Source organism: Alishewanella sp. HL-SH06, assembly GCF_052656265.1.
The window spans coordinates 3128396-3154136 of the sequence record NZ_CP199752.1 but is presented as its reverse complement, the minus strand read 5'-3'; the positions used below and the strand labels follow the sequence as shown (position 1 = coordinate 3154136).

General features: G+C 44.7%; 20 protein-coding genes and 1 tRNA gene. 13 read left to right on the top strand and 8 right to left on the bottom strand.

Annotation, left to right across the window (positions count from 1 at the left end):
• Window positions 1-10: 10 nt before the first annotated feature.
• Complete coding sequence (gene gltB / locus ACUJFK_RS14625; RefSeq protein WP_445425313.1) at window positions 11-4474, bottom strand: glutamate synthase large subunit; 4464 nt, start codon at window positions 4472-4474, stop codon at window positions 11-13.
• A 591-nt stretch (window positions 4475-5065) separates the two neighbouring features.
• Here gltB and ACUJFK_RS14620 point away from each other — a divergent pair.
• On the top strand, window positions 5066-7366 hold the full coding sequence (locus ACUJFK_RS14620) for an ATP-binding protein (protein ID WP_306177559.1): 2301 nt from the start codon (window positions 5066-5068) through the stop codon (window positions 7364-7366).
• On the opposite strand, the gene arcA is transcribed toward ACUJFK_RS14620, so the two are convergent.
• Together arcA and ACUJFK_RS14610 are read right to left on the bottom strand one after the other, a co-directional pair.
• A complete protein-coding gene (gene arcA / locus ACUJFK_RS14615) occupies window positions 7367-8074 on the bottom strand; it encodes a two-component system response regulator ArcA (protein WP_226752290.1) in 708 nt (235 codons plus the stop codon). It abuts the gene before it with no gap.
• Between the two features lie 186 nt (window positions 8075-8260).
• Window positions 8261-9889 carry a sensor histidine kinase gene (locus ACUJFK_RS14610; protein WP_445425312.1) on the bottom strand — a complete coding sequence of 543 codons (1629 nt, stop codon included), beginning with the start codon at window positions 9887-9889 and terminating at the stop codon, window positions 8261-8263.
• Between the two features lie 135 nt (window positions 9890-10024).
• Between ACUJFK_RS14610 and ACUJFK_RS14605 the strand changes: the two genes are divergently transcribed.
• Window positions 10025-10426 carry a DUF3293 domain-containing protein gene (locus ACUJFK_RS14605; protein ID WP_226752292.1) on the top strand — a complete coding sequence of 134 codons (402 nt, stop codon included), beginning with the start codon at window positions 10025-10027 and terminating at the stop codon, window positions 10424-10426.
• Here the strand turns inward: ACUJFK_RS14605 and ACUJFK_RS14600 are convergent.
• The 3 genes from ACUJFK_RS14600 to trmB are packed head-to-tail and all read right to left on the bottom strand — an operon-like array spanning window position 10423 to window position 12499.
• Window positions 10423-10719, bottom strand: coding sequence for a hypothetical protein (locus tag ACUJFK_RS14600; protein ID WP_445425311.1), 297 nt, complete (start codon window positions 10717-10719; stop codon window positions 10423-10425). The two genes, ACUJFK_RS14605 and ACUJFK_RS14600, sit on opposite strands and share 4 nt — an antisense overlap.
• A gap of 35 nt (window positions 10720-10754) precedes the next feature.
• Window positions 10755-11762 carry a methyltransferase gene (locus tag ACUJFK_RS14595; RefSeq protein ID WP_445425310.1) on the bottom strand — a complete coding sequence of 336 codons (1008 nt, stop codon included), beginning with the start codon at window positions 11760-11762 and terminating at the stop codon, window positions 10755-10757.
• Window positions 11762-12499 (bottom strand): tRNA (guanosine(46)-N7)-methyltransferase TrmB, encoded by a 738-nt coding sequence (gene trmB, locus ACUJFK_RS14590; protein ID WP_445425309.1) that lies wholly within the window; start codon window positions 12497-12499, stop codon window positions 11762-11764. Before trmB ends, ACUJFK_RS14595 begins: the two co-directional genes overlap by 1 nt.
• Before the next feature lie 142 nt (window positions 12500-12641).
• Between trmB and mutY the strand changes: the two genes are divergently transcribed.
• The 6 genes from mutY to rlmM all read left to right on the top strand — a co-directional run bounded on the left by mutY (window position 12642) and on the right by rlmM (window position 17025).
• Entirely contained in the window at window positions 12642-13700 is a 1059-nt protein-coding gene (gene mutY / locus ACUJFK_RS14585; RefSeq protein ID WP_445425308.1) for an A/G-specific adenine glycosylase, read from the top strand.
• A gap of 12 nt (window positions 13701-13712) precedes the next feature.
• Window positions 13713-13979: an oxidative damage protection protein gene (locus ACUJFK_RS14580; RefSeq protein ID WP_226752297.1), complete on the top strand. Its 267-nt coding sequence runs from the start codon at window positions 13713-13715 to the stop codon at window positions 13977-13979.
• 68 nt (window positions 13980-14047) lie between these two features.
• Window positions 14048-14986, top strand: a complete 939-nt coding sequence (locus tag ACUJFK_RS14575) for a transcriptional regulator GcvA (RefSeq protein ID WP_226752298.1) — start codon at window positions 14048-14050, stop codon at window positions 14984-14986.
• Window positions 14979-15599 (top strand): alpha/beta family hydrolase, encoded by a 621-nt coding sequence (locus ACUJFK_RS14570; protein WP_226752299.1) that lies wholly within the window; start codon window positions 14979-14981, stop codon window positions 15597-15599. The genes ACUJFK_RS14575 and ACUJFK_RS14570 overlap by 8 nt, the downstream gene beginning before the upstream one ends.
• A complete protein-coding gene (locus tag ACUJFK_RS14565) occupies window positions 15571-15942 on the top strand; it encodes a DUF423 domain-containing protein (RefSeq protein ID WP_226752300.1) in 372 nt (123 codons plus the stop codon). Before ACUJFK_RS14570 ends, ACUJFK_RS14565 begins: the two co-directional genes overlap by 29 nt.
• A gap of 3 nt (window positions 15943-15945) precedes the next feature.
• Complete coding sequence (gene rlmM / locus ACUJFK_RS14560; protein WP_226752301.1) at window positions 15946-17025, top strand: 23S rRNA (cytidine(2498)-2'-O)-methyltransferase RlmM; 1080 nt, start codon at window positions 15946-15948, stop codon at window positions 17023-17025.
• Here the strand turns inward: rlmM and ACUJFK_RS14555 are convergent.
• Window positions 17022-18209: an endonuclease/exonuclease/phosphatase family protein gene (locus tag ACUJFK_RS14555; RefSeq protein WP_445425307.1), complete on the bottom strand. Its 1188-nt coding sequence runs from the start codon at window positions 18207-18209 to the stop codon at window positions 17022-17024. The two genes, rlmM and ACUJFK_RS14555, sit on opposite strands and share 4 nt — an antisense overlap.
• Before the next feature lie 387 nt (window positions 18210-18596).
• Between ACUJFK_RS14555 and ACUJFK_RS14550 the strand changes: the two genes are divergently transcribed.
• From ACUJFK_RS14550 to ACUJFK_RS14530, 5 genes are all read left to right on the top strand, one after another.
• Complete coding sequence (locus ACUJFK_RS14550) at window positions 18597-21707, top strand: TonB-dependent receptor (RefSeq protein ID WP_445425306.1); 3111 nt, start codon at window positions 18597-18599, stop codon at window positions 21705-21707.
• Between the two features lie 126 nt (window positions 21708-21833).
• Window positions 21834-22466: a uridine kinase gene (udk, locus tag ACUJFK_RS14545; protein ID WP_226752304.1), complete on the top strand. Its 633-nt coding sequence runs from the start codon at window positions 21834-21836 to the stop codon at window positions 22464-22466.
• Between the two features lie 18 nt (window positions 22467-22484).
• Complete coding sequence (locus tag ACUJFK_RS14540) at window positions 22485-23681, top strand: NupC/NupG family nucleoside CNT transporter (RefSeq protein ID WP_226752305.1); 1197 nt, start codon at window positions 22485-22487, stop codon at window positions 23679-23681.
• Between the two features lie 17 nt (window positions 23682-23698).
• Window positions 23699-24646 (top strand): isopenicillin N synthase family dioxygenase, encoded by a 948-nt coding sequence (locus tag ACUJFK_RS14535; protein WP_445425305.1) that lies wholly within the window; start codon window positions 23699-23701, stop codon window positions 24644-24646.
• Window positions 24647-24772: 126 nt separating this feature from the next.
• Window positions 24773-24858 (top strand) — tRNA-Leu (locus tag ACUJFK_RS14530).
• A 70-nt stretch (window positions 24859-24928) separates the two neighbouring features.
• Here the strand turns inward: ACUJFK_RS14530 and ACUJFK_RS14525 are convergent.
• Entirely contained in the window at window positions 24929-25717 is a 789-nt protein-coding gene (locus ACUJFK_RS14525; RefSeq protein ID WP_445425304.1) for an ATP-grasp domain-containing protein, read from the bottom strand.
• Window positions 25718-25741: the final 24 nt, after the last annotated feature.

The window sequence follows — 25741 nt, the reverse complement described above, 5'->3', positions numbered from 1 at the left end:
AACGTCTCCCTTACATCGCTTGCACACGCAGCTCTGCTGAAGAGCGAGCGCGGTGTCCAAGCAAGGTATTTACATCGCTGGTTTTAGGTTTAACCAGCTTAAACTTCGGTAAATAATGCGTAAAATCATTTAAAATACGCTGCGCTTTGTCACTGCCCGTTTCTTCAACATGTTGATGTAACAAGCTGCGCAAATGTTCTTGCAGGATCGGTGTTTCGACCTCGAGGGCTTCAACCAATTCGGCATTTAAGCGTAACGCTAAATCATCTTGCTCATCTAACAAATAGGCGAAACCACCAGTCATACCTGCGCCAAAGTTCACGCCGGTGCAACCCAGAACCACCACAACACCGCCTGTCATATATTCACAGCAGTTATCGCCGGTCCCTTCGACTACTGCTAGGGCACCCGAATTACGCACCGCGAAACGTTCACCTACCTGACCTGCGGCATATAAACGGCCACCAGTTGCACCGTATAAGCAGGTATTACCGGCAATGGTAAAACCGTTTCTAGCAAAGCTGGCGCCTTTTGCTGGGAAGATGGCAATTTGACCACCGGTCATGCCTTTGCCGACATAATCGTTGGCATCGCCTTGCAAAGATAAATGCAAGCCACCGGCATTCCAAACACCAAAGCTTTGACCTGCAGTACCCACAAACTTAACGCGGATCGGATCGGTTGCCATACCTTGATTACCATGCTGGCGAGCAATTAAGCCTGACAAGGCGGCGCCGACGGAACGATCGGTATTGCGGATCGGTAAGTTCAATTGACCACCGGTTTTACGGCTGACCATTTGCTGGCACTTTTCAACCAATAACTGGTTTAACGCACCCGGATCGAATGGCGTATTGTTTTGTACACAAAACAGCGGTTTATCGGATTTCACACCACTAGATTCGAGGATCGGTGATAAATCTAAACGGCTTTGTTTTAGTGTTTCGGTCGCTTTATAGTCGAGTAAATCAGTGCGACCAATCAGCTCAGTGAGTTCAGTTACACCTAACTGCGCCATCAGTTCACGAACTTCTTGGGCTAAGAATGTGAAATAGTTCATCACCATTTCAGGTAAGCCATTAAAGTGATCACGGCGTAGCGTGGCATCTTGAGTGGCCACACCCGTAGCACAGTTGTTTAAGTGACAGATGCGCAGGAATTTACAGCCCAGCGCCACCATTGGCCCAGTACCAAAACCGAAGCTTTCAGCGCCTAAGATGGCCGCTTTAACCACGTCTAAGCCGGTTTTTAGGCCGCCATCAACTTGTAAGCGCACTCGATCCCGTAAACCGTTATCCACTAACGCTTGATGAACTTCTGCTAAACCCAGCTCCCAAGGGCTACCGGCATATTTTACTGAGGTCAGTGGGCTAGCGCCCGTGCCGCCGTCATAGCCAGAAACAGTAATTAAATCGGCATAGGCTTTCGCCACACCTGTGGCAATAGTACCGATGCCAGGCTCTGATACCAATTTAACCGAGATCAGCGCTTGTGGATTAACTTGTTTTAAATCGAAAATAAGCTGCGCTAAATCTTCAATCGAGTAGATGTCATGGTGCGGAGGGGGCGAAATTAACGTCACGCCCGGAACCGAATAACGTAAACGGGCAATTTCGGCAGTGACTTTTTCGCCCGGCAGCTGACCACCTTCACCCGGCTTAGCACCTTGCGCAACCTTGATTTGAATAACTTCGGCATTGACTAAGTAATGCGGAGTGACACCAAAACGACCGGACGCGACTTGCTTAATTTTCGAGTTCTTTTCTGTACCGAAACGCCGTGGATCTTCACCGCCTTCGCCAGAATTAGAACGACCGCCTAAACGGTTCATGGCAATCGCTAAGGCTTCATGCGCTTCTGGGCTTAAAGCACCAATCGACATTGCCGCACTATCAAAGCGAGGATATAGGTGTTCTGCAGCGGCAACTTCGGCTAATGGCAGCGGTGTTGCTACCGGTTTTAGTTGAAATAAATCGCGAATATGCGCGATCGGCCGCTGATTAACTAAGGCACTGTACTGTTGATATTCTTTGTAATCGCCACTGCGTACAGCCTTTTGTAGCGTTTGCACCACATCGGGGTTGTAGGCATGGTATTCACCATCGTGTACATATTTCAGTAAGCCACCATGATTCATCGGTTTGCGTTTTAACCAAGCGATATTTGCCAGTTGTTGCGCATCTTGCTGGAAGTCGGCAAAACTTGCACCACTGATGCGTGAAGAAATATCAGCAAAGCATTGTTGTACCACTTCGGCATGAATGCCCACGGCTTCAAATAGGTTTGAACAACGGTAGCTTGCTACCGTAGAGATCCCCATTTTCGACATGATTTTGTACAAGCCTTTGTTGATCCCTTTACGGTAATTCAACACCGCCTGACGTGCACTTAGCGCCACATTACCTTTCTCAACCAGCTGTTCAACGGTTTCGTAGGCTAAAAACGGGTAAATTGCCGTCGCGCCTAAACCAATTAATACCGCGAAGTGGTGAGAATCACGGGCTGCGGCAGTTTCAATGATGATGTTCGAGTCACAACGTAACTGTGCATTCACCAAAGCTTGTTGCACGGCACCAACTGCCATGGCTGCGGGGATGGGCAATAATTCTTGGCTGATCCGGCGATCGGTTAGAATCACCAAAACCACTTGCTGCTCACGCACCGCGGTAACAATGTCTTGGCACAAATTGGTCACGGCTTGCTGCAAGCTTAGCTTGGCAGGGTCAAAATTTAGCGAGAAAATTTGATGGCGATAATATTTATCGTCGGCTTGTTTCAGTTGTTTTAAATCTGAATACATCAGTATCGGAGATTCAAACTGGATGCGCCGTGCATAACCGGCAGTTTCTCTGAATACATTGTGTTCTCGACCAATACTGGTCGCTAATGACATCACATGCGATTCACGTAACGGATCGATAGGTGGGTTAGTCACCTGTGCAAACTGCTGGCGGAAATAATCAAACATGGTGCGTGGCTTGCGCGACAACACGGCCATTGGCGTATCATCACCCATAGAGCCAACGGCTTCTTGACCATCTTTAGCTAACACCGTCATCACTTGGTCGATTTCTTCATAACTGTAGTTAAACAGTTTATGCATCACCAACATTTCATCGTCAGTAAAGGCCCGTTTACCAATTAAGTCTGTTTCATACTGCTCATAAGGCACCAGCCGCTGCACGTTTTCGGTCAACCAACTGCGATAGGGGTGACGTTGCATTAAATCTAAATCGATTTCATCTGAGCGCCAGATCTTGCCATTGATGGTGTCGATTGCCAGCATTTCGCCTGGGCCAACTCGACCTTTTTCCACCACTTCGTCTGGGGTGTAGTCCCAAATACCTACTTCAGAAGCCAAGGTAATTAATTTGTCGCGCGTGATCACAAAGCGAGCAGGGCGCAGGCCATTTCGATCCAGGTTACACGCCACATGCTGGCCATTGGTTAACACGATACCCGCTGGGCCATCCCATGGCTCCATATGCATGGAGTTAAATTCGTAAAAGGCTTTAAGATTATCATCCATCACCTTATTACCCTGCCAAGCAGGCGGCACGAGTAAACGCATCGCACGGAATAAGTCCATACCGCCGGCTAGTAGCAACTCAAGCTGATTGTCTAGCGAGCTTGAGTCTGAGCCTGTTTGGCCGACAAAGGGCGCTGCATCTAATAAATCAGGTAATAGTGGCGAGGCAAATTTGTATTGCCGAGCACGAGCCCACTGCCGGTTACCCGTGATGGTATTTATTTCGCCATTGTGCGCTAAGAAACGGAAAGGCTGTGCTAACTTCCAGCGCGGCATGGTATTGGTAGAAAAACGTTGGTGGAACACGCAAATGGCGGTTTCCATGCGAATATCGGCTAAGTCGAGATAATACTTTGGCAAGTCTGCCGGCATCATCAAGCCTTTAAACACCGTGACCAGTGAAGAGAAGCTGGGGATATAAAAATCGTCATCTTCAGCCAGTTGTTGTTCAACCCGGCGACGAACCATATAAAGCCGGCGCTCTAAATCGTGATCACCCCAGCCATGTGGTGCATTAACGATCACTTGTTCAATTTTTGGCATGGAGCTCAAGGCCAAAGGGCCGAGCACATTCGCATCAACAGGTACGGTGCGCCATGCCACTAAAGTGAGTGTTTCACGGGCAATTTCTTTGTTGATAATGTCTTTAGCAAAGGCCGCTTTAACCGGATCTGCGCTTAAAAAGATCATCCCTACGCCATATTTTTTGGCCAGGTTCCACTGATTTTCTTCTGCTATCGCCCGAAAAAAACTGTCGGGTTTTTGCATTAATAGGCCGCAACCATCGCCGGTTTTACCGTCGGCAGAAATACCGCCGCGATGTTGCATGCGATCCAGACCATTGATAGCTGTTCTCACAATGCGGTGACTGGCGACACCCTCTAGGTGCGCAATCAGCCCAAAGCCACAGTTCTCTCTTGCCTGACTATGCTGATATAACGCCATGACACGCCTCCAAACTTATCCTGAAAAAAATAAATATTTACTATTTTTGAATTATTATTCTGATTTTTATTTGTGATGCTACGGTGAAAACCGTGCGGCAGTGTTAAAAGAAGAGCTAGTTGTAGCGTGCTTTTATCTGCGTTTTTAGCCATCTATACTTTCAAAGGCTAACAGGTATACCGATATTTTAGTGAAATTGCAAGCGAGATTTACCCTTTGAATGCGGCATTAATGCTGAGCTTGTGCAGTTTTCACTTAAGGTATGCGCTACCTTGTAAAGCTGTAATCCAAGCTGGTGACTTTTAACCGCTACAACAAAGTAACGTTTACAGATCCAACTGCTTGGTATTAATCACAGTCAAATAATTATGCGTTACTTACTGCTGAGCCCTCGAGCTGAGCGCCACGGCCATAGCATTGGCAAAGCAAGCAATAACCGCTACTCTACGTCCATCTTAACCTTAGTAAGTTTAGTGGCTGTTTGCTTATCTGGTAAAATTTATTCAGCCTTTCTTTTAAGGTGATTTCTTTTGCTTTAATAGCGATGTTATCGCTGGCCGCGTAGCCCAAAACAGCAGGAATGTGTTCTATATGCAAAATCCCGTTCACCCTCAAATTAAAGCATTTGCTAGCCGAGTGCGGCATTGGGGGCATTGGCCATTAGGCATATTATTAGTAGTGCTGTTAGCGACGCTGGTATTGCTCAGTTATGTTGCTTATACCGCGGTGTTTGATCGTGAAGTGATCTTGCACGAATTACAGTTATTACTAATTTATGTTGTACCGCTATTGTCTTCCGTGATGATGGTGGTGTTTTACTTAGTGCTGAAACTCGATGGCGCTTTGCGTTTTGTTGATGATTCTGCGCAAGCTGAGCGGCAACTCAACCAATCGATGCAAGAAAATATACGCCAGCTTAACTTTGAAATTGAAGAGCGGAAAAAAGCGTTTGAAGCAAAACGCCGAGCCATTGAAGAGTTAAGAAAAGAAATTAGCGAGCGGCGCAAAACTGAGCAGGAGTTAGCTGAGCAAAGCTTATTAATCCGCTCGATTGTTGATAGCTCACCCGATCTTTTTTATTACCGCGATGAAAAGGGCTTATTAGCCAGTTGCAATAAAATGTTTGAGAGCATAATGGCGCGGCCAATGCACGAATTAATTGGGCAAGATTTAACGAAGCTGTATGCTTTTGATAGCCCACAAGCGGCAATTTTGTCTGAGTATGGCTTACCATCACCTGAAACCGAATTAACGCTAGATATCGAATTTAAACAAGCTGACAATTCAATCAGTTGGTTTGAAATGCGTCATCTGCCTTTTTATGATCGACAAGGCCGGTATATCGGTTTGTTAGGGTTTGGGCGCGATATCACCTCGCGTAAATTAGCTGAACAAGCCCTAGAAAAAGCCTATCAAGATAAAGGCCAATTTATTGCCACCTTAAGTCATGAACTGCGCACGCCGTTAAATGGGATTGTCGGTTTATCGCGCCGCTTACTCAGCAGCAATTTGTCGACAGAGCAATTTAGCTGGGCCAATACTATTTTTACCAGTGCCGAGACGTTGGGTAATATTTTTAACGATATTATCGATCTCGATAAAATTGATCGGCGTGAGCTTGATATTATTTATCAAAGTGTTCATCTGCAGCGCTTTTTACAAGATATCGCCAATTTTGCTGAGTTAATTTGTCAGCAAAAGGGGCTTGCGTTCAGTCTAACCACCAGCGGCAACCAGGATTGTTATTTATTGTTAGATGCTACGCGGCTGCGGCAGGTGTTATGGAATTTACTGAGCAACGCCGTTAAGTTTACGCGTCAAGGTCAGGTACAGTTAGACTGTCAAATTATTGATGAGTCGTTACTGCTTAGCGTCAGTGATACCGGTATTGGGATTGCGCAGCATGAGCAAGAGCGTATCTTTGATATGTATTATAAATCGCAAGATGGCCATCGCTTAAGTATTGTCGGCTCAGGTATCGGTTTATCGGTATCACGGGTGCTTGTTGAGGCGATGCAGGGGACTATTCGCGTGCAAAGCCAACAAGGCACGGGTAGCTGCTTTATTGTTGGTTTACCAATTATTAGTGCCGATGCACCCGCCAAAGTTGAGCCGGTTGCGTGTCCTGAGCTCACCATCTTACTCATTGAAGATGTGCCGCTAAACGCCGATATTGCCATTGCCTTACTCGAGCAACGTGGTCATACCGTGATCCACGCTGAAACAGGCGAGGATGCCTTAGCCTTACTGGATACGGAAGATGATTTAGATTTGGTGTTACTCGATATGCAATTACCTGATATGGATGGGGATGTGATTGCCAGACATATTCGAGCCGAGCCGCATTTAGCGAATTTACCGATTGTCATGCTCAGTGCTAATGTCCGAAAAGCGCAGCAAGTACTGAGCGACATTCGCTTAGATGGTGCTTTAAGTAAGCCACTAAATACGGATAAATTAGATTTATTATTAGCTGAGCTGTTTTCACCCAGTGCGTTAAAGCGCTTACAGTTAGAGCAGGCTCAGACTAAAGATGATACTGCAACACAAGATAATGCCATTCTTGATGATAAGACCTTACAAAGTTATCTGCAGTCATTAGGTAAAGAGGGCATGCAACGCAGCGCGACGTTGTTTGCGCAGCTGTTACCGGGTTATATCAATAAATTATTAGAGGCGGTAGTACAACAGCATCAAGAAGATCTTGCAGCTAATGCGCATAAGCTTAAAGGCGCTGCGGCAGCGGTTGGTTTACGTTGGGTGCAAGAGCAGGCACGACAATTAGAAGAAACAAGTTTAAAGCAAGCAGGTTTAGAGCGAAGGATCTTGGAGTTACATTTTACTACAGAGCAGCATTTAACTGCTCTGCAGCAATATATCGAAAGTTACTAATTACTTTTCGAGTTTACCCACAAAGCGGTAACCTTCACCATGGATGGTGCTGATTAACTCTGGGCTATCCACGTCAGATTCGAAATGTTTACGAATACGGCGGATTGTCACATCGACAGTCCGATCGTTTGGCCGTAAATCACGACCTGTCATATGACGGATCAGCTGCTCGCGAGTAAAGATTTTACCTGGGGTGTCTAACATCAGACGTAATGCCCGATACTCACCTTTGGGTAGCCGACGGGCAACGCCGCTTGGTGACGTCAGATTGCGGCTGTTTTCGTCTAATGTCCAACCATTAAACTTTAAGACACTTTTATGTTCTTCAACCACAGGCTGAGCAGAGGTACGGCCGAGCAGGTTACGAGCACGGATGGTCAATTCACGCGGATTGAACGGTTTAGTTAAATAATCATCCGCGCCAATTTCTAAGCCTAAAATGCGATCAACTTCGCTATCCCGGCCGGTTAAAAAAATCAGGCCGATATTTTCTTTTTGGCGTAACTCCCTCGCCAGAATTAAGCCATTCTTTCCTGGCAGATTAATATCCATCACGATTAGATTGACTTGATTTTCCTCCAGTTTTTTGTGCATCTCATCGCCATTAATGGCTTCGATCACATCATAACCTTCTCCCTGGAACAGACTTACCAGATTTAATCGGGTAACTTCTTCATCTTCAACGACTAGAATCACAGGTGTTTGCATTGGAGTTAAACCTTATATAGGAAGTGTAAAAGTTAAGTTTTTAAATGAAGGAAACTTGACGTTGTGTTGTCAAATTAGTGCTAATTATAGCGTGAAACGGCAAATGTTAACAAGATTTTTGTTAACATTTGCCGATACTGTCGATTAGAGTATGACTAAGTCTTTATATTTCAATCGTTAATGAAATTACTTTTTCAGCGGCTGTGCGCTGGTGGGGAAGTCGATATCAATTGTTACACCGTTCCCTAATTGACTATCAAGGTAAATGTTGCCATTTAAAGCTTGAGTAACAAGGTTGTAGACCAAGTGCATACCCAAACCGCTACCCCCCTCTCCGCGCTTAGTGGTAACAAAGGGATCAAAAATACGTTTACGAATATGCTCAGGAACACCTTTACCATCATCTTTGTAACACAAGTAACAGCGATTTTGGCGCTGCTCGGCACTGATCAGAATATGACCTTGGCTATTAGGCTCGTAAGCATGAATAAGGCTGTTCATAATCAGGTTAATTAAGATTTGGTTGATGGGCCCTGGTTTGCTGATGATAAATAAGTCGTCTGGACATTGCACAGTCAGTTGATGCGGTGTTTTTTTCAAATGAGGTCTTAATGACAATAACACTTCATTAATCAACTGTTTTAAATTAAAGCGCCGCTGATTTTCGTTAGACTGATCTACTGCTACCTGTTTAAAGCTGCTGATTAAACCGGCCGCCCGCTCCAAATTTCTATAAATAATGCCAAGGTTTTCTTTGCTATCAGCCAAAAAGCGTTCTAATTGATTAGCCGTGAGTTTTTTATCGGCAAATGCGCGTTCGATATCTTGAATACGATCTTGCATTAAGGTTGACGCGGTTACGCCTAACCCAATAGGAGTATTCACTTCATGGGCAATGCCCGCCACCATTTGCCCGAGACTGGCCATTTTCTCGGTTTCGACAATTTGCGTTTGATATTTATGTAAGGTTGCTAGGGTGTTCAATAACTCTTGATTGGAGGTTTTTAATGCCAGTGTACGCTCAGTCACTGTTTGCTCGAGGTTTTGGTTTAATTGTTTAATTTCTTGCTCGGCATGTTCGCGTTTGTGCAGCTCATTTTCAATACGATCCATCATGGTATTAAAGGCCCGGTTTAGCTGATTAAACTCGGTTAATTCAGTGGTCGGGGCGCGCACACTGTAGTCTTTACTGCGGGCGACCTGATGTACTAATGCCAATAAGGTATTAATAGGTTTGGTAAAGTATTTTAAAAGCTTAAATGCCAGAAAAAAGCATAATATCAGTGCCATGGCGGCAATCAGCAGGTTTATCAGTGTTTGCTGGCGCTGCGAGCTTAACAGTTCTTGGCGGCTTGCTCTTAAATAAACATAACCAAGCAACTTGTCATTTAGCAGGATGGCTTTGCTTTGCTCCATCAAATCATCATTAACCGCTAACGTGGTTAAGTGTTCGACTCGATGCTGTTGGGAAGGTAAAGCAGCGCTATCTGCTTTATTAAAACTGGCAAAAAAATTGAGTTTGTTTTCAGAATCATCCCATTGATAAATATGGACATATTTAATCATAGGTATCGAATCTAATGCTTTGAGGCGTTGTTCTTCTAGCTCTGGTTTATTGTGATGTAAATTGGATTGGGCATTCACTGCAATAATGTTTAGCAAGGAACTGAATTGGTTTTGTTGTTGCGTGTTTTGTCGCAGGTAATCCAGATAATTCGTGAGAAACAAGGTTAATGCCAAAGTAATGCTACAAATCAGCATAACTAACCAAATTAAAGCGGCTTTCATTGAGGTGGCTCGGGCTTTAACTGTCATTTTGTAGGCAGGACTTCCTTGTTGACTCACTAAACTTGTGTTTGATGCTAAACATATATTGGCTTTTTGCAAAGAGTTACTGGAAAAATTATTTTCGCGGTTTATAGTAATCACGAGCAATCAGTTAGGAGTGTGATGATGGAACTGTGGCAACATTACAAAAACAGTATCTTTTTATGTCATCAACGTTTAGCCACGCATCTTAGCTTTGCCATTGTGAGCGCACAAAACCCCGCAGGAGTAAATGCACCAGCCGTGTACAACCGCTTGTTGGATAAACAACTGCAAGCACAGCTGCAGCAAACCGGCTTAGCGTATCGCTCGGTTATCGGCTCGGCCCCAGATCGTTCTTTTGAAGAAAGAAGTTGGATGGTGTTGTGCGATAAAGTTCAAGCGATTGCACTTGGGCGATTGTTTACGCAAAATGCGATTTTTTGGGTTGATAAGAACGAGCTGTATCTCGTGCCAGTTTTAATGCAACAGCCAGAAGAGCACTTAGGTGGCTTCGCTAATCGTTTGGTGCTGTTACCGGCCTAACGCTCACGTCGTAACACTTGTAATATCGCTTCAACCTCAATAGGTAAATCGCTTTGTAATTGCTGCTTTAAACGCAGTTGAGCAAGTCGCGCTTCAGGTGTCGTGGCAGGGGCGAGCAGTGGACTAAAATCGGTTACGCAAATACAGCGTACCGCCATTTTATTCACATCGGGCAATTGCACGGCTCGATAAATTTGATGTGGGCAGGCGGTATTACGCAAACTGGACTGTAAGCAACTCTTAACCTGCTCAGCCGATAACTCGGCACTGCAGGCTAAGAGTAACAGTAACAATAATCGTGCTCCAATCGGCATAATTAACCTTTAAATTAATGCTTTACCGCTTGGTATATCACAAAACCATGGCGTTTCGCCAGAACGTTAACTTTACCAAAGGCTTTTTCAAACAGTTGCTGATAAGCTAAGTGGTTATTGGCCACTACCGTCAGCGTACCGCCTTTTTGCAGGCGTTGTACGCTTTGACTGATCAAGGCTTCGCTGATGCTGTAATCGGTTTTAATTCCACTATGAAACGGCGGGTTGCTAACAATATGTTTAAAGGTTAAGGGGTGTGCCGGCAACCCATCCGCCGCGACCACTTCGCCTTTTAAACTATTCGCTTTTAACGTCGCAACCGTTGCCTTTACGGCTAACGCGGAGATGTCAGAGCAGTATAATTCAATGGCTGGCGCCTGCTGTTTTAAATAGGCACCAATAATGCCGGCACCACAAGCAAAGTCGAGCACCATACCATCTTGAATATGCGTTACATGTTCAAGCAACAATGCCGTGCCTTTATCCAGTTTGCCATGATTAAACACGCCGGGTAGCGAACACACCTTAAGGGGGCTATTAGCTAAGGTAAGTGAGAACTCACTTAGCCTGTTTGCAGGAAGAGAATCAAGGGCTCCGCTTAATGAAAACCATAAACAATGCTTGGCATTATCTAATTTGTGCGCATGCAAACCCAATTTCTCGGCGTGCGTGACCAGACTTTTAATACCGCCTTTATTATCACCCACTAAGAATAGCTGTGCGTCCGCGGCTAAAGCCCCGCTAATTAATTGCAGGGTGCCCGCCAGTTGCTCTTTACTTTTGGGGTAGAAAAGCACCACGGTATTAAATTGTTCTGTAAATTTCGGTTCGGCGCTAAAGTAAACGTTTTTAGCTGCGCGTTGCCATTGATGATTGACCGCCGCATCAGTGGTAAAACAGCTGAACGAAGACAGTTCGTGCAACTGATGCGACAGTAAGTCGGCTTCAGGCTCAACAAAAAGAACAGCGCCAGTTAAATCGGCGAGATTACGTAAAATCAGCTGACTGGTGTTAGCAAGCATTAACTTATCCTTTTAAACATAAGATCCCAAACACCATGCCCAAGCTTCTGCCCACGTTGTTCAAATTTGGTCAGCGGGCGATGTTCTGGTCGCTCGACATAGTTATTGCTCGCCGATAAATTACTAAATCCCTCGGCATGTTGCATGACTTCTAGCATATGCTCAGCGTAGTTTTCCCAATCGGTGGCCATATGAAACACGCCGCCTATTTTCAGTTTACTGCGCAGTGCTTGCACGAATTCAGCTTGGACAATGCGACGCTTGTGATGGCGTTTTTTATGCCATGGATCGGGGAAAAACAGCTGCACGGTATCCAAGCTTTGCTCTGGGATCATATGCGCTAAAACCTCTACCGCATCATGCTCAAATACTTTTAAGTTTTTAACTTGTTGTGTTACCGCTTCTGATAAACAAGCGCCTACACCAGGCCGATGCACTTCAATGCCGATAAAATCATGATCGGTCGCCGCTTGCGCCATCGCCACCAGCGATTTACCCATACCAAAACCGATTTCAAGCACTCGTGGCGCTGAGCGCGTAAAAACTTGGTCAAGGTCAAGTAAACTGGGTTGATAATCAATGCCGTATTCTGACCAATAGTTATCTAGAGCATGTTGCTGACCTTTAGTTAGGCGGCCTTCACGCAGCACAAAAGAGCGGATCCGTCGCAGATAAGGGGTTTCAGTTGATGGCGATATATCTTGCTCGCGCTGCGCGTTGTTGTCCTCTGTGCTCATTTTTTGCTCCGTACACTAAATGGGGGCGTATTATCCTTGGAATAGCCTTCAAGCTCAACCTAATAAAATAGCGCTGATCTGCTACACTGCGCCACAGCATAATTAGGCGGCGCATAGCAAGCGGCTTTGAGGAGAATAAATAGTGCAGTACGCAACGTGGTTTGCCGAGCAATTGGTGCATTGGCAACGGCAACATGGTCGCAACAACTTGCCATGGCAAGTGCAAAAAAGCCCTTATAAAACCTGGCTATCGGAAGTGATGTTGCAACAAACACAGGTAGCAACGGTGATCCCGTATTTTGAACGTTTTGTGCAGCGCTTCCCTGATATTCAAAGCTTGGCGCAAGCGCCGATTGACGAGGTGTTACATCTGTGGACTGGCTTAGGTTATTACGCTCGAGCCCGCAATCTCCATAAAGCGGCGGTTGAAATTGTTACCGATCATGCGGGGCAATTCCCGACTGATTTCGAGCAAATTGTTGCATTGCCTGGCATTGGGCGTTCTACGGCGGGCGCCATCTTATCGCTGGCGCTGGGTCAGCATTACCCCATTTTAGATGGTAACTGTAAAAGAGTCTTAGCGCGTTTCGCCGGTATTGCCGGCTGGCCAGGACAAAAACAGGTAGAGCAACAACTATGGCAGTTGGCAGAGCAATTGACCCCAGCCGACACTTTTGCTGAATTTAACCAGGGTATGATGGATTTGGGCGCCTCACTTTGTAGTCGCAGTAAACCTCGCTGCGCCGAGTGCCCACTGCAACGACATTGTTTGGCGGCATTACAAGGTGATCAAGCCTTGTATCCGGGCAAAAAACCGAAAAAAGCCATACCCGAGAAGCAAAGTTTTTGGTTGCTATTGCAACATCAGCAGCAGGTTTACATGTTGCAACGTCCAGCAAGTGGTTTGTGGGGCGGCTTATTTGGTTTTCTAGAGTTTAACAGTGCCGAGTTACGTGATGAGTATCTTTCATTGCAAGGTTTAGCCGCAATGCCAAAGTATGAGTTGGCCGGGTTTCGGCATACTTTTAGCCATTTTCATTTATGGATCCAACCCATGCTGCTCAAGCTTGAGCGCTTACCCGCAATGGTACAGGAGCAATCTACAGCAACTTGGTTTACAATAGATCCCATACCTGAGGTTGGCTTGTCTGCTCCGGCAAAACAACTGCTGCAGCAACTCGCTGTGTATTCGCCTGATTAAGGAAATGAGTTTATGAGTCGTACAGTTTATTGTCAGTTTTTGAAAAAAGAAGCACCGGGTTTAGATTTTCAGTTCTACCCTGGTGAATTAGGCAAAAGAGTCTTTGATAACGTCAGTAAAGAAGCCTGGGCGCAATGGCAAACCAAGCAAGTGATGCTGATTAACGAAAAAAAATTAAATATGATGAACGTTGAACACCGTAAACTGTTAGAAGAGCAGATGGTCGCTTTTTTATTTGAGGGTCAAGACGTTGAGATTGAAGGCTACAAACCGCAGTAATCACCGAGCTAAACCGCATTGCTGCTTAGCATGAACTTGCCTGATGACTAATTAATGAATGGATTTTTATGGCTCGCCGTTTGCCACCACTTAACGCTTTAAAGGCATTTGAAACTGCCGCCCGGCATCTTAGTTTTACCAAGGCGGCAGAGGAAATGTATGTCACTCAGGCTGCGATTAGTCATCAAATTAAAGCGCTTGAAGATCATCTTGGGCTGAAACTTTTTATGCGTAAAAACCGCTCTTTACTCTTAACGGAAGAAGGGCAGAGTTATTTTTTAGACATTAAAGAGATTTTCCTACAATTACACGACGCCACTGAAAAGCTGTTAGCGCGTGGTGCCAAAGGCGCGTTAACGGTTAGCTTGCAGCCCAGCTTTGCTATTCAATGGTTAGTGCCGCGTTTGAACCAGTTTAGCGAGTTGCACCCTGATATCGATGTGCGCATTAAAGCGGTCGATTTAGACGAAGGCTCTTTGACCGATGATGTCGATGTCGCGATTTATTATGGCCGTGGTAATTGGCGTAATTTGGTGGCCGAAAAGCTGCATACCGAATACTTATTACCGGTATGTTCACCGCTGTTACTTAACGGCAGTAAGCCATTACTTGAGCCAGACGATTTACGCTTTCACAACTTATTGCATGATGGCTCTCGCCGCGCTTGGAAATCGTGGTTTTCAAGCCAAGGCTTTAAAAACTTTAACGTTAATCAAGGGCCTATTTTCAGTCACTCGTCGATGGTGCTGCAGGCTGCTATTCATGGTCAAGGTGTTGCCCTGGCGCATAATGTGTTAGCGCGGCCCGACATCACTTCTGGCCGATTGTTTGTGCCGTTTAATCATGTATTGATCAGCAAAGACTCGTACTACTTAGTGCATCGTGAAAGCCAAACCGAATTGGGGAAAATTGCCGCGTTTCGTCAATGGATGCTTGATATGGTGTTGGCCGAGCAAGCCGATTTTACCGAGCAGCATTTTACCAATGCGGTAGCGCTGGATGAGTAAAACAGCGGTAAAGTTGTTATTAACGCATGGGGCGGGGGCATCTTGTCACAGCGACTTTATGCAGCAACTTTGTTCAGCGCTCTTTGCAGAGCAAATTGAAGTAAGCTTATTTCATTTTGGTTATATGCAAACGCGACTAGACGGTGGCAGTCGACGGCCGCCGCCCAAAGCCACGTTGTTGCAACCTGAATTAATGTCGGCATTACAGCAGTTTGCCCGCGAGGGGCAGCCTTGTTTTATTGCGGGTAAGTCAATGGGTGGGCGTATTGCCTCTATGCTAGCGGCAGATCCAGAAGCTGCGACAATGTTGGCGGGCTGCTTTGTTTATGGTTATCCGTTTCATGCGCCGGGTAAAAGTGTTTGGCGAACGGCGCATTTTAATCAACTGACTGTCCCTTTAGTGATTGTGCAAGGTGAGCGCGACCCTTTTGGCAAGCGAAACGAGGTGGCCGCTAAACATTGGCCAGGCGTAATTCTGCACTGGTTAAACAGTGGCGACCATGATTTTAAACCCTTAAAAAGCAGTGGTCAGTCGCAAGCCTCGCTTATTATTGAGGCGGCTAGCATTACACGAAGGTACATTGATGCAATTTTGGATGAAACTCAGCCGTAGTTTAGCGGCATTATATGGTGCGGCGGTGGTGGCCTTAGCGGCTTTACTGATGCATTTATGGCAAAGCGTACTGTCGCCCGATGCGGCAACACGTATTGTGATTGCCCTGGCATTACTGGCGTTGCATAGTTTGGCTTTGCTGCAACTAGATAGAAAAACCGGCAGTCGCTTGCTAGCCTTAACCGCAGCGTTATGGCAGCTGGGAATTTGGTTATTTTGTTGGACGTTACTTGCCGGGGCTTTGCAATTACCCGGTTATTTTTCTGCTTTGGCGCCATTAGGCGGTCAAAGTTTTATTTTAGGCTGGCTGGTTTTGGCAATCGCCAACTGGCGCAGGGATTAATTAATGAAACAGTTAATGCTTTATTGTCGTGCAGGTTTTGAGAAAGAATGTGCGGCAGAAATTCAAGATCAGGCAGCAGCCTTTAACGTCTTTGGCTTTTGTAAATTAAAAGCCAATAGCGCTTTTGTTATTTTCGAGGCTTACGACGCAGACAGTTTGCGAGCGTTTTATCGTGATTTTGACTTTCGTGACTTTATCTTTATCCGTCAATGGATCCTGTTATTGGCCGAGCCATTAACCTTACCGGCAACCGATCGTATTGCACCGGTGTTAGAAGCCGCTTTAGCTCAAGAAGTGACCAGTTGCGGTGAGCTACGGGTGGAATTTCCAGATACCAATGATGGTAAAACCTTGTCGACGTTAGCGCGTAAATTTACGGTACCCTTGCGTCAAGCTTTACGCCAAGCGGGCGTGATGTTACCCAAAGAGCAAAAGCGTGCTGCAGTACTGCATTTGTTTTTAATATCGGGTAACGAGGGCTATTTGGGCCTGTCTTACCCAGAAAACAACTCTTCTTTAGAAAACGGCATTCTACGCTTAAAGTTTCCAGCAGAGGCGCCCAGTCGCAGTACCTTAAAACTAGAAGAAGCGTTTTTGAGTTTTATTCCGCGCGATGAATGGGAGACCCGTTTAGCGCCGGGCATGAATGCGGTAGATTTAGGCGCAAGCCCAGGTGGTTGGACTTACCAATTAGTCAAACGCAGCATGATGGTTACGGCTATTGATAACGGTCCGATGGCAGATTCATTAATGGACACCGGGCAAGTTAAACACCAGACGGTGGATGGCTTTAAATTTGAACCGAAGAAACGTAATGTCTATTGGTTGGTTTGCGACATGATTGAACAACCACAGCGGGTTGCTCCTTTAATTGCGTCGTGGTTAGTAAAAGGCTGGTGTCAGGAAACGATCTTTAACTTAAAATTGCCAATGAAACGCCGTTACGAAACGGTCAAAGAAGTCCTTGCTGATTTTGAACAGATTTTACAGCAGGCCGGTTTAGGTTACGAGTTACAAGTAAAACACTTGTACCATGACCGAGAAGAAGTCACAGTACATGTGTTGTCGTTGGCTAAGCGTTAATTCGCGGTAAGTTCGAGTTCCAGCCAGACTAAACGATGGTCTGAGCTGGCTTCTCGGGTGCCAATCAAATAATAATCAGCGGTATCTTTTGCGGGCCAAAAAACACCTGCGTCTTTAATGTTGAATCCCTGCTTCGATGGTAAAACATAATCAGCACGCATCCGCCAACTGGCAGTGTGACTTGCCGCAAATTCACGATCTGGGCTGTGCTCTAACCCACCTACACTTTGCGGCACCACACTATTGTTAACGCTCGGGTGGCTTGTTAAGCCCGCAATGCCGGTTAATAAGGCATCTCCTTCGCCTTGGGCTGAGGCATTTAAATCACCCAAGATCACAAAGGGTTGCTGTTGTGCAATACCACCGCGCTGTCCTTGATCATCGTAAATATAATCTGATGTCTCAGCGGTTAGATAATCAGTCCAGAAGCGAATTTCGTCGTGATTACGTTTACCATTGCGATTTTCCGGGCCGTCAAAAACAGGGGGCGTAGGGTGACTGATCAGCAAATGTACCGTTTTGCCGCTCACTGACACTGGCACATCCCAATGTGACTTGGATGATAACGGAAACTCTTGCCAAGCTTCTTTACTATACCAAGGCATGCCATCAGCTTTTAACGTAGGCAAATGCTGTGGCATGTCTTTCCATTTGAAATGCTGAAATGTGCGTACTTGCTCAGCAACGATAGGGTATTTAGACAACAAAACCATGCCATATTGTCCGGGATAAAAACCAAAGCCCCAAGCATCATTACCAACCCCAGTCGCTTTACCGTTGTTGTCCAAATCATAAGGGCTGGGTTGGCCGGTATTGACGGTATGGTAATAAAAGTAGGGATAATCGATAGCTTTACTACCGGCTTGAGCTTGCTGCAGATAATTATTGATAAATGCCTGCACGCCTTGCTCAGGATCGGCAATATAGTCAAATTCATTGAGTAACAAGATATCAGGCCTTACGCGCTGAATAATCGCCGCAATGTTTTGTACTTGAGGATGATTTTTGCTCGCGAGCACATCCATTAATACCTGTGGGCTGCCTTTTTCACCCTTTTTCAAATAATTGTCGGCTTCCATACTGACATTAAAGGTGGCAACCTTCAGCGTTTGTTGTGCTAAGAGTGAGCTGGGTAGCATAGTGAACATCGCCATAATAAAAACATGAATTAATTTTGTATGCATAACATTACCTAAAATTAACAGCCTATCATTAGACTCGCCAAGTGAGTGAGGCTATCAAGAAGTGATTAGGTTGTTTAAAAATGTAATTCGTCATTTTACATTAGAAGTATGAATAGCTTATGAAAATATGTGTTTATTAGTAATTAATCGTCAAAAAAAGATATTTTTTGAGCGTTTTTGCCTCATATTATTCGCTTCAGAAATTTGTCATGTTACAATCGTATGACGGGGAGGCTTTGGCAATAGAAAAATAGAAAAGTTCCCGTAATTTGGTAAACGTAACGAAAATGACATATTTGTCCGTTATGCTCGCCAGCAGATTGATAGCAATCTTACAAAACTAAATCGGATTTAGCTAAGAACCCACAACTACCAGGTGAAAACGATATGAAAATTAAACATTTAGCGTTGGCAGTGACACTCGCCTTGGGTGTCAGTAATTTGGCTTATGCCGATACATCTTCTGCCATTCGCGGCAATATTGTCAGCCCTACTGGACAAATTGCTTCTAATGCACGTGTAGAAATTCTGCACGTACCTTCAGGTACTCGTTCTGTTGCTGTGTCTAACGACTCAGGTGCTTTCTCTAGTTCTGGTTTACGTGTTGGCGGGCCTTACACTGTAACCATCACCAGCAACGAAGGTACAAAAACTTACGAAAATATTTTTATTTCCTTAGGTGAGACATTTCGTTTAAATGCGCAGCTTGAATCTTCTCAAGTTGAACGTATTGCAGTTACAGGCAGTGCGCTTTCTACTGGTAATAACACAGGTAGCAGCAGCTATTTTGGCGCTGCTGACATTGCCAACGCACCAAGTTTTGACCGTGACATTAAAGATATCGTTCGTAACAACCCATTAGCAGTTTTATCGTCTAAAGACGGTGAGTTAAGCGTTGCGGGTACTAACCCACGTTTTAACAGCATTTCAGTTGACGGTATTGCGCAAAACGATGACTTCGGTTTGAACGCTAACGGTTACCCAACGACGCGTTCACCTATTTCTTTAGATGCTATCGATCAAGTTACCATCGACGTTTCCCCTTTTAACGCTAAAGACAGCGGTTTCCAAGGTGCAAAAATTAACGCGGTGACCAAGTCTGGCGCGAATGAAATGTTTGGTTCTTTGTTCTATGAAACACAGAATGACAAATTGGCCGGCACGCCGAAAAACCGTGGTCAAGATATTCCGTTAGCCTTTGATGAAACAACCTATGGTGCAACCTTGGGCGGCGCTATCGTTCAAGATAAATTGTTCTTCTTCGCGTCTTACGAGTTTTATGAAGCGGATACGCCAATTGAGTGGGGCCCTGCAGGTTCAGGTGCGCCTAACCAAACTGACGCAACAAATGCTCAGTATTTACAAGTTCAACAAATTGCCCGTGATGTTTACGGTGTAGATGCCGGTGCTTGGGATATCTCTCCTGTCACTGACGATGAAAAGTTCTTGTTAAAGTTAGACTGGAACATTAACAATGACCATCGTGCTGCTTTTACCTATCAATATAGCAAAGGTAACCGTACCTCTAACACCTCAAGTTTTGCCGGTGAATTACGTTTATCATCTCACTGGTACGATCGGGTAGAAGAGTTAAACAACTATGCGTTTAAACTTTATTCAGATTGGACGCCAGACTTCTCTACTCAGTTCAGCATTACTTATATCGATAACCCGACAACACAAGCATCATACGGTGATTTCGGTGATGTCACCATTTTCACCCCAACCGGTAACATTGCTATTGGTTCAGACGTTTCTCGTCACTCAAATGAACTGAATAAAGAATCATTAATTTTAGCTATGGATGCTGATTACTTGTTGGGTGATCACAGCATTAACTTCGGTTATCAGTATAAAAGCTTAGACATCTATAACTTGTTCTTACAGCGTACTAAAGGTGAATACCGATTTGACAGTATTGCTGACTTTGCCAATCGTCAAGCTTCTTACTTACGTTACCAAAACGCTACTAGCTTAAATCCAGTTGATGCTGCAGCGGCCTTTACGCGTGATGAGCATGCCATTTATGTTCACGATGAATGGGCTGTATCACCAGAATTAGTGTTAGATATGGGTATTCGTTATGAAATGCTTGCATCAAGTGACACACCTAAAGCTAACAGCCAGTCTGAAGCGCGCACGGGTTTCCCTAACACTGAAAACTTAGATGGCACGGGTATCGTGTTACCACGTTTTGGTTTTACTTGGGATGCCGCGGATGACTTAGTGGTTCGCGGTGGTGTTGGTCGTTTCTCTGGTGGTCAACCGACTGTTTGGGTATCAAACGCATATTCAAACCCAGGTGTGGGTATTGGTGAAGTGACTTTAACGAGCGGTTCTGATTTAGCTAATATCGACATCAGCGAAATACCACAAAACGTACTTAACACAGTAGCAACATCTACGCGTTTCGCCGGTACAAACTTTACTGATCCTAACTTCAAATTGCCTTCAGATTGGCGTTTCCAGTTAGCGACTGATTACAGCTTCGATCTACCCATTATTGGTGACAATATTTTGTGGACAGCTGAAATTATGTACAAAAAAGCTGAAAACACTGCGTTCTGGATTGATGCGAGCTTAACGGGTGACGAAGATGGCACCACTTTAGATGGCGGCCGGATCATTTATAATGATCCAGATGGCACAACAACCGACTTAATGCTAACCAATGCTGATAAAGATGGACGTTCTAAAATCTTCAGCACAGTATTATTTAAAAAGTGGGATAGTGGTGTTTCATTAACCACCTCTTACACCAATCAAGATATTACGGACTCACACACTAGTACCAGTTCAACTGCCGGTAGTAACTACGGTTTCAACACTGCAATTAACCGTAACGAAGCTATTGTAGGCCGTTCAGCGTTTGAAACTGAACACCGTTTTGTGATTAACTTCGGTTATGAAACTGAACTGTTCGCCGGTTACAAAACTAACGTGAACATGTTCTTCGAGCGTCGTTCAGGCAAACCAATTACTTACTATGCTGATGGTAACCGTGTTGGAAGCCTTGGTGACCCATATGGTCTGATCAGCCCAGGTACTTTCGGTGATGCATTACTGCCGTACATCCCAACGCAAGGTGATCCAAATGTGCGTTTTGCCTCAGCAGCAGCTGAAGCCACATTCTTCAACACCATTAATGCGCTGGGCTTGGATCAATATGCCGGTGGTTATTTACCACGTGGTGTCAGCACCACGCCTTGGGTAACCACGCTTGATTTAAGTATCCGTCAAGAAATCCCAGGTTTAGTTGAAGGCCATAAAGGTTTAGTTTACTTCACTATCGATAACTTCCTGAACTTACTGGATAGCACGAAAGGCAAGGTATACGGCAGTAACTTCGGCACTATCGAGTTGTTTGAATTCACTATTGACCCAGCAACACGTCAATATGTTTATGGCAACCCATCTACCAACACCAATAACTGGGATCAGTTCTATACACAAGATTCCGCTTGGCGTTTAAAAGTAGGTGTGAAGTACACTTTCTAATACTTGCTTAATTGCATGATAAAAATGCCAGTCAATTGACTGGCATTTTTTTTAGTAGTTTTTTATTTATATCTGCAGCGTAATTAGCGATAATCGCCAACTGTTTTCTTTAAAGTAAGTGATCTTGTGGGTAAGAATACCATTATCGCCATAGCGGGCGCTTCGGCTTCCGGTAAAAGCTTATTTGCATCAACTGTTTACCAAGAACTAGTAGCTGAACTAGGTGGTGAGCGTATTGCTATTCTGTCTGAAGATGCCTATTACCGTGATCAAAGTCATTTGTCTTTTGATCAACGTATACTGACGAATTATGATCATCCTTCTGCGTTTGAGCATTCGTTGTTAGTAGAACATTTAAAATTGTTGCGGGCCGGTCAAAATATTGCCATGCCGCAATACAGTTACAAGCTTCATACGCGTCTAGACGAAACGATTAAAGTGCAGGCTGCTAAAGTAATTTTGGTAGAAGGTATTTTATTATTAACCGACGAACGCTTGCGTGATGAGTTTGATATCACGGTGTTTATGGATACTCCACTTGATATCTGTTTATTACGTCGAATTAAAAGGGATCTAGAAGATCGTGGCCGAAGCCTAGCCTCTGTTACTGAACAGTATGAAAGCACCGTTCGCCCCGCCTTTTTTGAGTTTATTGCACCTTCAAAACAGTATGCCGACTTGGTGGTTACCCGTGGTGGTAAAAATCAGATAGCGATTGATATTATAAAAGCAAAAATTCGCCAGTTACTGGCAGAATAACAATCAGGGAAATTACGTATGATGGGATTAGTGGGCATTGTTGCCCTGTTACTAGTGGCTTATATTGCTTCGGAAAACCGAAGCCGAATTAGATGGCGAACTGTTGGTGGTGCTTTTGCCATTCAATTAGCCATTGGTGCCTTTGTGTTGTACATACCATTTGGGAAAGACGTTCTGTTGAGTATGTCAGCTGCTGTCAGTAATGTAATTCAATACGCTAATGAAGGTATAAAGTTTTTATTCGGTGATATGGGGCGGTTTGTGTTTGCCATAAACGTACTTACCGTCATTATATTTTTCTCCTCGTTAATCGCTGTGCTTTACCACATAGGTGTAATGAAATTTGTCATTAACATCATTGGTGGTGGCTTGCAGAAGTTACTTGGTACTAGTCGGCCAGAATCAATGAGCGCTGCGGGTAATATTTTTGTCGGTCAAACTGAAGCGCCTTTAGTCGTTAAGCCCTTTATCCCTTCAATGACCCGTTCTGAATTGTTTGCTGTCATGGTGGGAGGGCTAGCTTCAGTCGCTGGTTCTGTTTTGGCAGGTTATGCTTTGCTCGGCATCGAAATGAAATATCTGATTGCCGCCAGTTTTATGGCTGCACCAGGAGGTCTGTTGATGGCCAAAATTTTGATCCCTGAAACTGATCAGCCCAAGAATGAACTCAACGAAATTAGTACTGAAAAGTCGCATACTAACTTAATTGACGCGGCGGCAGCTGGTGCGTCAAGTGGTATGCAACTGGCCTTAAATGTCGGCGCGATGTTACTAGCTTTTGTTGGGTTAATTGCGTTAGTAAACGGCATTGTTGGCGGTATCGGCAATCTGATTGGTTTCGAAGGACTTACTTTGCAACTTATCTTTGGTTATGTGTTCCAGCCTTTAGCTTTTATTCTGGGTGTGTCTTGGGATGAAGCCCGTGCTGCTGGTAGTTTTATTGGCCAGAAGTTGGTTATTAATGAATTTGTCGCATACCTCGACTTTGTGCAAGTGAAAGAGCAGTTAAGCGCGCATACGCAAGTTATCGTAACGATAGCGTTATGCGGTTTTGCTAACTTTTCTTCTATTGCTATTTTATTAGGCGGTTTGGGCGGTATGGCTCCATCTCGTCGCGCTGATATTGCTGAGCTAGGCTTAAAGGCTTTGCTTGCGGCAACATTAGCGAACTTAATGAGCGCTGCCATCGCAGGGTTCTTTTTTTACTTAGGCTAAAAAAACAGGTCTTTTATATGACACAGCATGTTCCAACGTTAGATATAAGACGGTTTGCCACCGACAAAGAAAACTTTGTTGCCGAAATTGGCAAAGCCTACACTGAATTTGGATTTTGTGGCATTAGTGGCCACGGTATTCCAGATGAAGTGGTAGAGAATACGTACAAGGTGATTAAACAATTTTTTGCCTTACCGACAGAGCTGAAAGCTTCCTATGCTAAACCTGAACAAGGTGGTGCTCGGGGTTATACCGCAGTCGGTGTCGAAAAAGCAAAAGACTCTAATCATCCAGATTTAAAAGAATTCTGGCATGTTGGTCGTGAACTGGATGGGGCAGCACCGCATCCCAGTTTATATCCAAATATGTGGCCTTCTGAGATACCGGGCTTTAAAGAAGCGTCTTCAACGTTATTTACCGAGTTAGAAAAATTGGGTAATCGCGTATTAGAGGCGTTAGCTTTATATCTGCAGCAAGATCAGCACTATTTTGCCGACAAAGTGAATTATGGTAACTCCATTCTGCGAGCAATCCATTATCCACCGATTAAAGATACCACCACGCAGTCGATCCGCGCGGGTCAGCATGAGGATATTAATTTAATTACCTTGCTCGTCGGTTCTAACGAAGCCGGTTTAGAAATTTTACGCCGTGATGGTAGCTGGTTACCGGTTACAACCATTGAAGGTACTATAGTGGTGAATATCGGTGATATGTTGCAGCGCTTAACTAACCATGTGTTACCGTCGACGACACATCGAGTGGTTAATCCAGCGGGAATGGCTGCGAGCGAGCCACGTTATTCTATTCCGTTTTTTATGCATCCTAACCCTGACTTTGTTATTGAAACGTTAGACAGCTGCATTAGTGAAAAACGGCCAAACTTATATCCAGAGCCGATTAATTCAAATGAGTATTTGATGCAGCGGCTTGAAGAGATTGGTTTGCTGAAAAAAGCCAAATAATAATGGCTTTGTACAGCAAATAACCTAACATGCAAAAACGTGCAGAATAGTTGAATCGAGTAGTTGACTAGTTTATTTGAATCGCTATACTGCACGCCATGTTAGGTGCAGTGCACAAAACATAATGCAGATGTGGTGGAATTGGTAGACACGCAAGCTTCAGGTGTTTGTGCCCACAAGGCGTGAGAGTTCGAGTCTCTCCATCTGCACCAATTAACCGGCTTTAGCCGGTTTTTTGCTTCTTAGCGTTCGACTTTTTGGTAAAGGCCTTAGCTCAACGGGCTAGCGGGTTAATTCAATCCGTCGAATAAAATCTTCTACTAGCATATCGTACAACTTATTTCCCAGATAAAGATCCTCGACACCATCATCAATGTTTGGGTTATCGTTCACCTCAATTACAAACACGTGTTCACCCGCTTGTTTTAAATCAACACCATACAAACTATCACCAATAGGTTTACAGGCAGCGAGTGCGGCAGCAAGCACATGCTGTGGCACGTCGGCAATAGCACAAGTACTAAAGCCACCACTTTGTGTTTTCGTTTTACCATGTTTGTAGATTTGCCAGTGATTCCTCGCCATAAAGTATTTACAGGCAAACAACGGCTGGCCATTTAAAACCCCAATACGCCAATCAAAATCGGTAAAAGTATAACGCTGCGCCAAGATAATCGCGCTTTGCTCAAACAACGCTGCCAGTTGAGCTTTAAATTCGGTCAGCGTAGACACTTTAACAACTCCCCGAGAAAAGCTGCCATCAGGGATCTTCAATACCAAGGGTAGACCAAAGGCATCAGCTGCTTTTTCTAGGTTATCATGGTCATGTTTAAATAACATTAACCCATCTGGACTGGGCACATTATGTTGTTGAAATAAAGTTTGCAGATAAACTTTATTACCACAGCGTAATATCGAGTTAGGATCATCAATCACCGCTAACCCTTCACGCTCTGCTTTAACCGCCATATGAAAGGTATGATGATTAACGGCCGTCGTTTCTCGTATAAATAAACCATCGAATTCGGCTAATCGCTGCATATCTTTCGCAGTAATATGTTCGATATCCATTGCCGCGCGTTTTGCTGCTTTAGC